9 protein-coding genes and 1 tRNA gene are annotated in these 13589 nt (G+C 47.0%); 5 read left to right on the forward strand and 5 right to left on the reverse strand.

Annotated elements, in window-relative coordinates:
- Positions 1 to 27 precede the first annotated feature (27 nt).
- The 4 genes from secD to queA form a co-directional block, all read right to left on the reverse strand.
- Positions 28 to 2070, reverse strand: a complete 2043-nt coding sequence (gene secD, locus R2083_RS01730; protein WP_317537300.1) for a protein translocase subunit SecD — start codon at positions 2068 to 2070, stop codon at positions 28 to 30.
- A gap of 95 nt (positions 2071 to 2165) precedes the next feature.
- Positions 2166 to 2609 (reverse strand): preprotein translocase subunit YajC, encoded by a 444-nt coding sequence (gene yajC / locus R2083_RS01735; RefSeq protein ID WP_317529827.1) that lies wholly within the window; start codon positions 2607 to 2609, stop codon positions 2166 to 2168.
- Between the two features lie 47 nt (positions 2610 to 2656).
- Entirely contained in the window at positions 2657 to 3742 is a 1086-nt protein-coding gene (gene tgt, locus R2083_RS01740) for a tRNA guanosine(34) transglycosylase Tgt (protein ID WP_317537301.1), read from the reverse strand.
- Positions 3739 to 4773: a tRNA preQ1(34) S-adenosylmethionine ribosyltransferase-isomerase QueA gene (gene queA / locus R2083_RS01745; protein ID WP_317537302.1), complete on the reverse strand. Its 1035-nt coding sequence runs from the start codon at positions 4771 to 4773 to the stop codon at positions 3739 to 3741. Before queA ends, tgt begins: the two co-directional genes overlap by 4 nt.
- 109 nt (positions 4774 to 4882) lie before the next feature.
- On the opposite strand from queA, the gene R2083_RS01750 reads away from it, so the two are divergent.
- A tRNA-Leu gene (locus R2083_RS01750) sits at positions 4883 to 4969 on the forward strand.
- Positions 4970 to 5896: 927 nt separating this feature from the next.
- Here the strand turns inward: R2083_RS01750 and R2083_RS01755 are convergent.
- Positions 5897 to 6562: a CCXG family PEP-CTERM protein gene (locus tag R2083_RS01755; RefSeq protein WP_317537303.1), complete on the reverse strand. Its 666-nt coding sequence runs from the start codon at positions 6560 to 6562 to the stop codon at positions 5897 to 5899.
- 736 nt (positions 6563 to 7298) lie between these two features.
- On the opposite strand from R2083_RS01755, the gene R2083_RS01760 reads away from it, so the two are divergent.
- The 4 genes from R2083_RS01760 to R2083_RS01775 are packed head-to-tail and all read left to right on the forward strand — an operon-like array spanning position 7299 to position 13235.
- Positions 7299 to 8681: a GGDEF domain-containing protein gene (locus tag R2083_RS01760; protein WP_317537304.1), complete on the forward strand. Its 1383-nt coding sequence runs from the start codon at positions 7299 to 7301 to the stop codon at positions 8679 to 8681.
- A 3-nt stretch (positions 8682 to 8684) separates the two neighbouring features.
- Entirely contained in the window at positions 8685 to 10010 is a 1326-nt protein-coding gene (locus R2083_RS01765; RefSeq protein ID WP_317537305.1) for a glycosyltransferase, read from the forward strand.
- A gap of 35 nt (positions 10011 to 10045) precedes the next feature.
- On the forward strand, positions 10046 to 12178 hold the full coding sequence (locus tag R2083_RS01770; protein WP_317537306.1) for a TolC family protein: 2133 nt from the start codon (positions 10046 to 10048) through the stop codon (positions 12176 to 12178).
- Entirely contained in the window at positions 12162 to 13235 is a 1074-nt protein-coding gene (locus R2083_RS01775; RefSeq protein WP_317529843.1) for an HlyD family secretion protein, read from the forward strand. The genes R2083_RS01770 and R2083_RS01775 overlap by 17 nt, the downstream gene beginning before the upstream one ends.
- Positions 13236 to 13589: the final 354 nt, after the last annotated feature.

The raw sequence follows: 13589 nt of genomic DNA on the forward strand, positions 1-13589 counted from the left end.
GACTTACTTCCTTATAAATCCGATCAATCAGCTTTTGGATTGCTTGGTATCAGATGATTTTCGCTTGTTTTTAGCCTTACCCGGCTTTCTTTCGCTCGATTCAGCTTGAACATCAAGATCAGCTTCTTGGATAACTTCAGCTTTAGCCTCAGGCTGTTCTGTAATTCTTTTCTGAGTATCGATCGATTCTTCGCCTGCTTTGTCACGAACTAATGCAGTTCTATGAGTGGCCTGATTTTGCTCCGGTATCCAGATTTTTCCAATCGGAACATGATCAAGTCTGCGACGGCTTCCATAGATCAGATTGACTATGCCTCTTGTCACAAAAGTGGCGGTAAATACGGAAGTCATAATGCCTAAGCAAAGTACTACCGCAAATCCTTTCACCGGACCTGAACCGAAAGCAAACAACGCAATACCGGCAATGAGGGTGGTAACATTGGAGTCCACAATTGTACCGAAGGCTCGCTCGAATCCTGCATGAATAGCCATTTGCGGAGAACTGCCGGCGCGCAATTCATCCCTAATCCGTTCATTGATCAGCACGTTGGCATCAATCGCCATACCGACCGTCAGGGCCAGTGCGGCCATCCCCGGCAGTGTCAATGTAGCCTGCATGATGGATAATAAACCGACCAGCAGCAATAGATTCATGGCCAGTGCAATGACTGAAATCATGCCGAACGCCGTGTAGTAGATGGCAACGAAGATAGCGACGCCCAAGAAGCCATATAAGGTCGAGTTGTAGCCGCGGGCAATATTCTCCGCGCCCAAGCTCGGTCCTACTGTGCGCTCTTCAATGATATCCATCGGTGCTGCCAAAGCGCCAGCGCGCAGTAATAACGCAACATCGCGCGCTTCCCTGCTGGTCATGCGCCCGCTGATCTGCACGCGCCCGCCGCCGATTTCTTCCCGAATGACCGGCGCGGTTATGACTTCCGCCTTATTTTTCTCAATCAGCAGAATGGCCATTCTTTTGCCGACATTATCCCGTGTCAATTGTTTGAAAATGCGCGATCCGCCATTGTCTAAATTGAGGTGTACTGCGGGCTGATTGTCTTTATCAAAGCCAGGTTGCGCATCGGTGATATGTTCACCCGTCAACAATACTTGTTTTTTAACGAGTAATGGACTTCCCCCCCGTTCTTCATACAACTCGGTACCCGCTGGTACTTTACCCCGCAATGCGGCATCGAGATCGTGCTCATCATCTACCATGCGAACTTCCAGGGTGGCTGTCCGTCCCAGAATATCTTTTGCTTTGGCGGTATCTTGCACCCCCGGCAATTGCACAATGACACGATCCGTTCCGGCTTTCTGGATGATGGGTTCAGCAACGCCCAGCTCGTTAACGCGATTACGCAGGGTTGTGATGTTTTGCAACACCGCAGACTCTTGCATGCGTGCGAGCGCCTCGGGTTTAATCGTAGCGACGAGATGGTAGCGGTTATCGGCATTCTCTTCCTTGAAACCAAGGTCGGGGTAATTCGACTTTAACTCAGCTTCCGCTTTGGTGCGTGATTCAGCATCGCGAAATTTCAAAGTCAGTTTCTTGGCTTGTTTTTCCAGACCGGCATAGGAAATTTTTTGTTCGCGTAATTTGCCGCGAATATCAGCGCTGTAACGATCCAGTGATTTTTCAAGCGCGCCTTCCATATCGACGGCCAGCATGAAATGCACGCCGCCGCGCAGATCCAGTCCCAAATACATCGGCAATGCGCCGAGATCGGTCAGCCACCGGGGAGAATTGGGCAGTAAGTTCAGCGCAGTGATATAGTCATTACCCAAAGCCGATTCCAGCAAATCTTTTGCTTTGATTTGGGTCTCGGTATCGGCGAAACGTACTTTAATGCTTCCTTCTTCAAGGAGCACTCCATCCGTTCCAAGGTTGGCTTGTTTTAATGCGTCTTCAACGCGTTGTAACAAGGCGGTATCAGTGCTTGCGGACGTCCGTAAAGGGGAGATCTGTACTGCGGGCGATTCGCCGTAAAAATTCGGCAATGTGTACAGCAAGCCGAGTAGCAGTGAAACCGCAATAATCAAGTATTGCCAAAGTGCGTAGCGGTTCATGGGTGTCAGTTAAGTATTAATTAATGATAAAAGGTAAGAAAGACATGTGACGGCAAGCAATTCAATAACGATTCGTTCCGCCACGGCACGCGTGGTTATTTCTTTTCAACATTTGCAGCATCAGTAGCGTTGCTCTCCGTGGTTTCGGCGGCACTGTTTTCCGAAGCGGTTGTTGTTTTGGTTGTTTTGGATTTTTGAGCTTTTCCTTTCGGCTCGATACTCTTCAGTGTTCCTTTGGGCAATAGGGTTTGCACCGAAGATTTAAGCGCGGTGACTTCGATAGCCGGTGCTATTTCGATAATCACATAAGCTTCGCTGACATTCAGGACCTGACCGAGAATACCGCCGTTGGTAATGACTTCATCGCCTCTCTGCAATCCTTCCACCATCTGTTTTTGCTCTTTGGCGCGTTTAGCTTGCGGGCGGATCAGCAGAAAATAAAACAGCACCAGTATCCCAAACATCGGTAACAGGCTTAACAAGTCCGAGTTGTCTTGCGTTGACGCAGCAGCTTGTGCAAATGCATCATTAATCAGCATAAAATTCTCCCTTTCTGAAAAAAGGTACATATTAGCATGATGACCGCTTATGCCAGAAATTCTTGTGCATATTCTTCAAATTGTTGGTTTTCGATTGCACTGCGGATTTCTTGCATCAGTTGCTGGTAATAATACAAGTTGTGCACGGTATTCAGATGCGCCCCCAGCATTTCGTTGATGCGTTGCAAATGATGGAGATAAGCGCGGCTGAAATGCTGGCAGGTGTAGCAACCGCAGTGCTCGTCCGGAGGCGATGTATCCAGCCGGTAGCGGCTGTTACGCAATTTAATAATGCCGTGACGCGTATACAGCCAGCCATTGCGGGCATTTCGCGTTGGCAGTACGCAATCGAACATATCAATACCGTGCGCCACGGCATGCACTATATCCGCCGGTGTGCCGACACCCATCAAATAACGCGGTTGATCAGCGGGTAGGAGCGGTGCGGTATGTTTGAGGATGCGCTGCATGTCAGCTTTGGGCTCGCCGACGGATAATCCGCCGATCGCATAACCGTCAAAACCGATGCGATATAAACCAGCAAACGATTGATCGCGCAGATGTTCGTACATGCCACCTTGCACGATGCCGAACAATGCATTCGGATTGCCATGATGCGCCTGTTTGGAGCGTTCCGCCCAGCGCAGACTGAGTTCCATTGAGAGTTGAGTGGTCGATTCATCTGCTGGATACGGAGTGCACTCATCAAAGATCATCACAATATCGGAATTGAGCGTGCGTTGAATCCGCATCGATTCCTCCGGTGACAGAAAACAGTTGTCACCGTTGACCGGCGATTTGAAATGCACGCCTTGCTCGGTGATTTTACGCAAATCGCCCAGGCTATATACTTGGAACCCGCCGGAATCGGTGAGTATCGGGCCGCGCCAGCCCATGAAATCATGCAATCCGCCATGCGCTTCGATTACTTCCAATCCGGGGCGCAGCCATAAATGAAACGTGTTGCCCAGAATGATTTGCGCGTTTGTCGTTTGCAGTGCGGCGGGTGGCATGCTTTTGACCGCGCCATAAGTACCTACCGGCATGAAAACCGGTGTTTCGACCGTGCCGTGCGCCAAGGTCAAGGTGCCGCGGCGGGCTGCCTTGTCGGTGGAATGTAACTGAAATTTCATGATTTTCTCTCAATCAGCATGGCATCTCCATAGCTAAAAAAACGGTAGCGCTCAGTTACGGCATGCCGATAAGCAAGCCGGATGTTTTCTATGCCGGCGAAAGCCGAGACCAGCATCAGCAGTGTTGAGCAGGGCAAATGAAAGTTGGTCAATAATCGCTCGACTACTTGAAAGCGATAGCCCGGCGTAATAAAAATCCGCGTATCGCCATACCCTGCGATCAATTGGCCATTCTGAGACGATGCACAGGATTCCAGCGCTCGTAGCGATGTCGTGCCGACGGCAAGAATGCGCCTTCCCGATAGCCGGGCTTGCCGGATCGCATCCACGGTGGCCTGCGGGATATGATAGGTTTCGTTGTGCATGGTGTGATCGGCAATATTTTCAACCCGCACCGGCTGAAATGTTCCGGCACCGACATGCAAAGTGACGTAGGCAATGGTGATGCCCATCGCCCGTAATCGATCCATCATACCGGCGTCGAAATGCAGTCCTGCGGTCGGTGCTGCAACAGCTCCTGCATTTCTTGCGTAAACTGTCTGATAACGTGCTTCGTCCGCGGCGGTCGCCGGGCGGGCGATATAGGGAGGCAACGGCAATTGGCCGTAGCATTCCAGCAATTCCGCTGTCGTTTTTTCATGCTCAAAGCGCAAGGTATAAAATTCCTGCTCACGCGCGATCACGGTTGCCGGTATCGCATCCGCCAGCAATAAGGTTGAATCCGGTTTGGGTGCATGGCTGGCGCGGATGGCTGCCAGAACATGGCGATCATCGAGTATTCGCTCCACCATGACTTCTACCTTGCCACCACTATTTTTTTTTCCGTACAAGCGCGCTTTAATCACTTGGGTATCATTAAACACCATGACATCTCCGGCGCGCAGGAAACTGGGTAAATTCGAAAATAACGCGTCCTGCCACTGATTATTATTGCTATCCAAATAGAGCAAACGGCTGCCGGTGCGCTGCTCGGCGGGAAACTGTGCGATCAATTCGGCGGGCAGATAAAAGTCAAAATCTTGCGTCTTCATGCCGCCTATTATACCGGCGCAGCATGTTTTCCGCCCATGCGGCTTGCTGTACTCCGGCTTTTCAGTGATAATTGCGCCTGCTGTTTATTCAAAACAAGCAAATTGTTTGGCCGAGATGGCGGAATTGGTAGACGCACGGGACTCAAAATCCCGCGATGGTGACATCATGGGGGTTCGATTCCCCCTCTCGGCACCAATAGTAATTTCCAGAATACTCTGCGTATATTTCTATCGCAGCAATCAAGCAAGACTCAAAGGCCGCATACGATCATCGTCCACGGGGATGATAAACCGCTGTGAATGGTCGAATTGAAGCTGTTCATCCGGACAAAATCTATTGGGGTGTATTTCATTAGATCTGGAAATCAGTAGGCTGAGTTCAGCGTTTCCGTTTACATCGATTTCTTAGTTAATTCTAATTCTTCTTATTTTTGTGACTTTTGCCGATAAGAATCGTCTTTATGACGCTAATCTTCAAGATCAGATTGGCTTTGTTGAAAGTGATTGTCCGTCGAAAAAAAACGATGAACCCATTCCTGGTAATGATTATTCATTCTATAGTTTTATTTCATAAAAGGTTTTTTCTGTTGTCCACAATTTCTGTGGATAACTTTGTGGACAATCGAGTTGAATGGATGACTAACTTATAAATTTCTAAGGGTTTTTCTTGGATTGCTTAATAATTTAACATATCGATTATGTTTAAATTATCATTTACTTGCGGGATATTTTTCAGTCTGATATCAAGATTGTCACGGGATATTTATAACTTTCTTAAACTGTGGATTATTTGGAATGTCAAGGAAAAAATAAAAAGTAAATTGTAGAGATTGTGTAAAAAGAAAATGCTTAATGTGCCATGATTGATGTGCGTGATGAAATTCTCATCATGGTTTTTGTGTATGGAAAATTTTTATCAGGGAAACTTTGCCGAATGTTAACTAGATGGTTAACAAATGTATTGATTGAGTCAGCGGTTAATATTGTAATGATAGGGGTACGAGGTATCTCATGTTAGCAGTGCTGAAATCGGATCGATGCGGTGTTAAGCTGCTTTTGAGGTGGCGTCACTAAGAAAAAAACGGGAGCTTGCGCTCCCATTCCGGATCTTATCGGGATTTGCTTAAACGGCTGATTCTTTTCTGCGGTGTGCTATAAATCCCATCAAACCTAAACCGGCCAGAAGCATGGCGTAGGTTCCCGGCTCTGGAACAGGACTCAGGGAGTCGTTTGTGCTGAATGTTGTGAAATCACCAGTCCCTCCAATCCTGAATTGGGCTTGCTGGCCGCCGTCACAGCAACCTTCAAGGCCGTAGAGGTTGAGTGTGTGATAGCCGGCAGCGAGGTTCAATGTATTGATACTCAAATACTGCGATGAATCGCTGTAGCTGCCATTCCACCACATATCGTTTGTTTTGAAATCATATGCTAAACCATCGACAAAAATGGCTCCGCCGTGACCAAAATCAACACCGGCACGAATTTGCCATGCCCCCGCATTGGCTGGGGATACATAAAAATCAACAGTTGATTTAAAGGCTATGTCAGTTGTCGAGCCACCAGCAAACAATCCATGATTGGAAATGTTGTCGTAAATTGCAGGGGTTGCAATTCCGTAACCAATTGTTGGGATTGCAACGGCTGAATCAACTACGGATTGATATGCTGCTGCGTCAATTTGAGGACCCGCGGTTAAGAAACCGGTTTCAATTGTTATTGAACTGGCATTAGCACCGCCAAATAATGCAAGCGATATTGCGGTAACTGATAATGTGAAAGTTATTTTCATAAGACTCCTGTTATGCAGCATTAAGTTGTTAAAGTACTTAGGATATATGGTTCGTCATCTCTAACCAGCACAGAACAAATCAAAGTTAAATTGCTCGATGAATGAATGCAATTGAACAACATCATAGTTTCTATCCATCCTCATGAATGTTAATAGAATCTCAGCCGATCAACTATGCGAAAAATCACAGCTCATCGTTTAATAAGCCCTGCGCGATTGATTTATCGATATATATGGAAACAGCTTTAGAAAGAAGAATATTTTTTAAATTTTGGGGTTACAAATGCTGTGGATAACTTTGTGAGTAATTCATGTATTTGAAAATTTAACTCATCGATTTCTAAAGATTTCTATTGGTTTGTGTACTTGTTTTACACATTGATTATGAGCTAATTATCATCAAGTTATTACTGCTTTTTATGCTGCGTGCTCATTGGGTCAAATGAAATCCATAATTGACTCAGTTTGTGGATTGTTTAAATGATCGAATAAAAATTAAGGTGTATTGAATCGATAGAGAATTTTTTGAGTTGTTTTGAATGGAATTTTTCTTTCAAAACGTCGATATAAAACCGATTTTTTGCTTTATTCGAGCTATCTGTGTAAGAAAATATGAGTATAATAGTAAGAAAATACCCTAGGTGGTGTTTTTAAGATAATGATTATATTGTAATTGGTTCGAAATATCCGTGCGTTATAAATGACATAATTGATTTAAGATTATTTTAAGTTAGCGATGCTTATATTTTTCTCCCAAGAGAAGACTGATTTATTGGATCCGTATCAGGATCTTTTTGAAATTTGCCATTTCAGTGATTTTTCGGACTGGGAGAAAAATAAAATCATTCCTTCCGCGTTTATCATCGCGGGAAATGATAAACACTATATTGCGTCGATTCTTGGCAAGATACGCAGAGATGACGAAGTTTTTGCGTCGCTGTGTTTTGCAGCGAATCCGGTGGCGGCATCTGATAACTTGTTGCTCGATGGTCAATTGCCGCAACCTCCGGTTTTGCTGGAAGTGGTAAATCAAGTTGAGAACTTGCTGAAGTCGCTGAAGGGCAATGAGACCTATATCTCCCACCAAGGACGGTTAATAAAATACTTGTGGTTACGCCCTGATTTCATCCTTCAGCCGCACCATGAGTGGCAAAATCCCCGTTTTTATCGCTATCCATTGTTGGAAGCGTTGAGTCAGGACAGATCCGATTCTTTCGAGTGGCTGCGCAATCTCGCCAATAACAAAATAATTGAACCTTTGACGATGCTCGACCGGCAGCGCGAATGTGCTTATTGCCGCTCGGCGCACTTGAGTTTTATCGATATATGCCCGAACTGCCAGTCGATCGATATCAAACTGCAAGCTTCCTTGCATTGTTTTACCTGCGGTTGTGTCGATGTGCAAGATAAATTCATGCATAGCGGTACGCTGGTTTGTCCCAAATGCCATACGCATTTGCGGCATATTGGCAGCGACTACGACCGGCCTATCGAGAATTATCGCTGTCAGTCTTGCAGCCACTCGTTTATAGAAGGCGATGTGCAAGTCCGCTGCGCGATGTGTGAGAAAGAGATGAAACCGGGTGAGCTCATCTTGAATGAAGTGCACAGCTGGCGCTTAAGCGATAAAGGAAGAACGGTTGCGTTCCGGGGTGAAGTATTCGACTTGTCCTCGGGGTTTGATCAGCTGGATTTTATTTCCCGTGAGTTATTCCTGCACGATCTTGATTGGCAGATGGTTACATCCCGGCGTTATCCCAATGTGCATTTCAGTTTGTTCGGAATCTACTTCGCCAATTTGCCGGATCTGGTCGAACTTTTTAACCACGCGCGCCTGCTGCAAATGCTCGAAGCCTTTGCGCAACGATTGAGAAGCTTGCTCCGGACTCCGGACCTTTCCACGCGGACTTCGGAGAATATGCTGTGGTTGCTTTTGCCGAATACGGATGAGCAAGGGCTGGGCGGTTTTCAAAAACGTATCGAAAGCAGTATGAACGTACTGCTGGAAGAAAGTGAGCATAAGCTGGATTTCCGTTTTATCGGTATTTCTTCGCGAAATATACCCGAGAAGGAAAGCGCTCCGCTCCTGCTGGCCCGTCTTGCGGGCGAGTTGCTATAGTTCATGGAAAGTCTGAATCAAGCGTGGAGCTTTTTTCTTATCGCAACGTCGCGCTTCCAGGATATCGAGTACGTCTTCATGCTGATTCCATTCGTACTGTTTTTTGAATTACCGCTGTATTTTGTCAATTGGATGAGCGTTTTCCGCTATCTGTTTAAAAAATCGGTGGAAGCGCCGGTGTCATTTCCTTACTACCCGCGCGTAACTTGTGCGATTACCTGCTACGCCGAAGGAAAAGCAGTGCAGAGTACAGTGATCTCTTTATTGGAGCAGATCTATCCGGGACATATTGAAATCATTGCGATGGTCGATGGCGTGCAAAAAAATTTGGCTACTTATCAGGCATTGAAAGAACTCGTGCCCGTGGTTGCCAGTTATCCCAAGCGTTCATTGGTCATCATTCCGAAAATTCAACGCGGTGGCAGGGTTTCATCATTGAATGCCGGACTAAGCCGAGCACAAGGTGAGGTTTTTTTCGCTTTGGACGGCGATACATCGTTTGATAATCAAATGGTGAACTCCGCTGTATCGCACTTTCGCAATCCTGATATTGTCGCGGTGACGGGGCCGATGCGTGTGCGTAACGCCAGAAAAGCGATCATCACCCGGCTGCAGAGTTTGGAATATATGTTGACCATGCAGATAGGGAAACTGGGGTTTGCGAAACTGAATGTCATTAATAACGTCCCGGGGGCGTTCGGCATTTTTAGAAAGTCCTTTATCCAGAAAATTGGCGGATGGAATACCGGGACCGCCGAAGATCTTGATTTGACTCTGCGTATCAAGCAATACCATCAACGTTATCCGCATCTGAGGATTGAGTTTGAACCCGGTGCGGTTTCGCATACCGATGCGCCGGAAAGTTTCAAGGATTTTCTGAAGCAGCGCCTGCGCTGGGATGGCGATCTTTGGTATATCTACTCGAATAAACACAAGTACGGCATTTCTGCGGCGACCATGGGGTGGAGTAATTTTATATTTCTACTCTGGTACGGCATTCTGTTTCAGATCGTCATGCCTTTTTCTATCGTGATTTATACGGTCTATATGGCGGTAAAGCTGCCGATGCTTACTTTTTTTCTAAGCATGGTGCTGGTCTATTTATTCTATTTAAGCCTGATTACCCTGCAATACATTTTTTATCTTGCGCTCGTCTCAGACAGAAAATGGGAGGACTGCCAAGCTGCTTTGATCCTGCCAATTTATCCGCTGTTCCAGTTTGTTTCACGCGTCTGGAGCGCTTGTGCAATCTTAAACCAGATACTGAACAAAGGGCACTTGGATTCTGCGATGGCGCCTTTGTGGGTGCTTAAAAAGGGAAAACAATAAAAGTGCGCGTTTTCCCGATACTGATGTTGCTTTTGATGCTGACAGCCAATGCAGCCGCTGAGGTTAAAACGTTGACCGAGTTTTATACGCATCTGGAGCAAGCCGCGACGGTGTTGAAAGCGAAGGCCGATTTGGAGGCGCAACGCTCAAATTTAAATGTGCAGGAAGCGCAGAAAGGCTGGGAAATATTTGGCGGAATATCGGCTGGTTATCAAAAAAGCCCTTTTGCCAGAGAACCTTTCGGGCATTTCTTCGATCCGATGGGGCGGATCGGGGTACGTTATCCCTTGCTAGGCAGTGCGGAGAGGCAGCAACGGGCGATCGATGATGCCGCGATGCAAGTTAAAATAGAAGATGTCCGCCTGGATTGGAGCAAACGGCTGGCGCGGCTCTTTATGGAAGAAAACTACGCGGCGTATTGGAGCGCAAAAAAAATGCTGGCTTTGACCGAAGCCTACTTGCGTTTGCGCGGCGACGGTGTGATTTCCATCCTGCATAAACGGCGCGAAGCGGGTTTGTTATTCATGTCGGATTATCTCGAGTTTCTTTCCGCTTTCGATCGCGCGGAACGATCGCAAATCGAATTCGGCAATAATCGCGATCAAGCACTGATCAGACTGGGTTATTTGACGAATTCGGAAATACGGCCGTTCGAGCCCGTAAAACCAGTTTTGCATGCGATCGACAGCAATGCGCCGATCGATATCGAGCAATTGGATCTGAAAATACTGCAAGCGCGCATAGAAAATATTCAAAAGACCAAAGAGACCGAGAATTGGCGTGGCATTGATTCGGATGTCAATGCCACCGCATTTGGCGGTCCGGCCATTCCGCATCCCTCGCCTGAATCCATGCAAATGGGCTATGGCGGCTCAGTCGGTTTTAATTTCCGCATGCCGATTGAGATTATGAGTGTGCGTAAGAATGAAGCATCGCGCTTGAACAGTCTATTGATCAGTCTGCGAGCCGACTACACGCATCGCGATCAGGAACTGCAACACGAATTCCGTGCTTTGCTCAGCAGTTATCAACAGCTTGCGCAGCAAATTAAATTTCAGCATACGCGACTTGAAGCGGCGCGTGAGTTGATCCGTGAAAGACATTTGCGCCTCAAGATGCTGGATGGCGATGTGATCGAGAAATATTTTCAGGCGGTGAATACATATTACCGGGTGGCGATCGAGAACGTCGAAACGGAATCGGAACAATGGAAGCTGCATATCCGGTTACGGCAATTCATTACGCTGTTGGAGGGAAAAGGCCGGGATATTCACCCGGAAATCAACCTAAGCCACTTGACCGATCCACTGCAGCAAGCGGCATCGTTTCTTATCAGCGGAGAAAAAACCAAGGCTGCGCCAAAGCGCACCAGTTTCTCTGCTGCCGGTAATGCAGAAGTTTCGTCCGGGCGCGTTGCCGTGTATGTCTGGAACTTTGACAAATTGAGCACGCAACCCGGTTTATGGGAGAAGAATCAAACGATCGAAATCGATCGTTTCCTGATTTCTTTGAATCAGCAGCAGATTGCAAAATTTGCCGTAAATCCCGCACCGCTTAAAAAATTTCTCACCGAAGCGCAGCGGCGAGGGAAAAAAGTTGAATTGCTGTTAGGCGATCCCGACTGGATTCTGCCGGAGCAGCGCGAGAAGCTGCTCATGATCGTCAAGAAATTGAGCAACATCAATTTCGATGGACTGCATTTGGATATCGAGCCGGATCAACTGGAATCGAACTTGCCTGGCAAGGCGCGTCTGGAGGAGTTGATCGAAACGGTGCGCCAAGTGTCGGCTGTTTCTCCGTGGCCGGTAGGCGCCAGTATTCATCCGCGCTATCTGACGAAAGCGGCATCATTTGATATTTGCGTGCCCTGTGAACTCAAAGCGAAAGGAATCAAAGAGATTACTGTCATGTATTACGCGATGAATCTGACGAATATCGTTACTGCGCTCAAGTCGGCCATGAACCAATATCCGGATCTGTTATTTAGTCTGGCGCAAAGTCTGGAACCAGAATTGGGTCCGGAAAATAGTTATGTGCATAAGCCGCAGTCCATTTTTATCCATGCAATGAAACAATTGCAGGATCAACTCCGGGCCCCTAATTTTACCGGGCTAGTTATTCAATCATGGCAAGACTTGGTAAGCTATCTTCATGAAAATACGCTTTAATCAACCAGAAAATAAAGCTCCGGATACCGACCGGGGATTACGGGTTCAATATAGCGCCGCCAAACGAGCCGGCAGGCCGTGGCGCTGGTATTTGATCATCGCCATTTCCAGCCTCCCGGTGGTGTATTTGCTCGGGACGATTATTTGGGACACGATCAGCATTGAGGCCAATGGCCGCATCCGGGTACCTAGCTTTACCGTGCGTACCGCTGTGGATGGCTATGTTGAGCAGCTTTTTGTCGAGCCGTTGCAGACAGTTTCCGAAGGGGCGCCGTTAGCTGCGCTGGTGAATACTGCATTGCTGGATAGCCGTGACCGGTTGCAGGTGGAGTTGGACGGGTTGAAACAGGAAAAGCATAAGATGTTGTTGCAAGCCGATGATTCCAGAACGAGCTCGGCTCAGTTGTTGAGATTCGCGCATGAACAGAAGCATTTCGCATCCCAACGCTTAAGTCAGTATGAAACCCTGTACAAACAAGGTGCTGCAACACAAGCTGAAATTGCGCTGGCGCGAAGTCAATTAAACTCGGCGCTGGAAAATCTGGTGGCGCTGGAGAAAGCGCAACGCCAGGAACGTGACCGGATGTATAGCCAGGAACAAGGTCAGTCGCCGGAAATACGCATGCTGTCAAACCGGATCAATCAGCTGCAACTCGAATTTGATAAGACTCAGGATCAAGTCCTGCAGTTAAGCCTTTTTGCGCCATCGGGCAACGGCATGGTGACAGAGATGTTTACGCAACCCGGAGAGTTTCTGGGCCGCGGTCAGGCCTTGCTTGAGATCATATTTCTCGAAAAAGTGCATATCGATGCATTCATTCCGCCAAAATACCAAGACTATGCCGTCGTGGGACAAATGGTCACGGTCAAATTCCCCAACGGAGAAAAAGCCAAGGCAAAAATAATTTCCGTGCCCGGTGTGATGCAAAAGTCTACGACAGCTGAAATTAACCCGTTGGAAACGGTTCGTTTTGCAATTCTGGCGCAATTGGAATTTGTTGGAAACGTGAAAAACCGGTTAATCAATGGGATGCCGGTTACGATCTATTTGCATTGACAAACCAACCTGCCAAAATGCGTTGAATCCCGGAAATAGGAAGCCAGCCGGTTTCATGTTCCGCCAGGAATATACTCCGCTCCTAGAGGTATCACCTTCTTTACCCTGAGCAATTTTGATTTATCCACATTTTTTGTGGATAACATTGTGTATAAGATTTATTTTCACTCATTAACTTAATGGACACTAAAGAGAATTCTCTCTCTGCCTAATAACTTAACACTTTAATTATGTATTATGTATCATCCGGTTATGAGCATTTTCTTTTTCCATATATCAGCCGCTATGTTTTGTATGGCGTGTTAACATTGACCGCTGTGTGCTTTGGATAAGCGGATAATTGATACAACTGGC

Origin of the sequence: Nitrosomonas sp. Is35 (assembly GCF_033063295.1) — a bacterium.
Taxonomy (GTDB): Bacteria; Pseudomonadota; Gammaproteobacteria; order Burkholderiales; family Nitrosomonadaceae; genus Nitrosomonas.

Excerpts from the sequence above, each read along its gene's own strand:
- secD (WP_317537300.1), bottom strand. The coding sequence starts at position 2,070 with ATGAACCGCTACGCACTTTGGCAATACTTGATTATTGCGGTTTCACTG.
- yajC (WP_317529827.1), bottom strand. The coding sequence starts at position 2,609 with ATGCTGATTAATGATGCATTTGCACAAGCTGCTGCGTCAACGCAAGAC.
- tgt (WP_317537301.1), bottom strand. The coding sequence starts at position 3,742 with ATGAAATTTCAGTTACATTCCACCGACAAGGCAGCCCGCCGCGGCACC.
- queA (WP_317537302.1), bottom strand. The coding sequence starts at position 4,773 with ATGAAGACGCAAGATTTTGACTTTTATCTGCCCGCCGAATTGATCGCA.
- R2083_RS01755 (WP_317537303.1), bottom strand. The coding sequence starts at position 6,562 with ATGAAAATAACTTTCACATTATCAGTTACCGCAATATCGCTTGCATTA.
- R2083_RS01760 (WP_317537304.1), top strand. The coding sequence starts at position 7,299 with ATGCTTATATTTTTCTCCCAAGAGAAGACTGATTTATTGGATCCGTAT.
- R2083_RS01765 (WP_317537305.1), top strand. The coding sequence starts at position 8,685 with ATGGAAAGTCTGAATCAAGCGTGGAGCTTTTTTCTTATCGCAACGTCG.
- R2083_RS01770 (WP_317537306.1), top strand. The coding sequence starts at position 10,046 with ATGCTGACAGCCAATGCAGCCGCTGAGGTTAAAACGTTGACCGAGTTT.
- R2083_RS01775 (WP_317529843.1), top strand. The coding sequence starts at position 12,162 with ATGAAAATACGCTTTAATCAACCAGAAAATAAAGCTCCGGATACCGAC.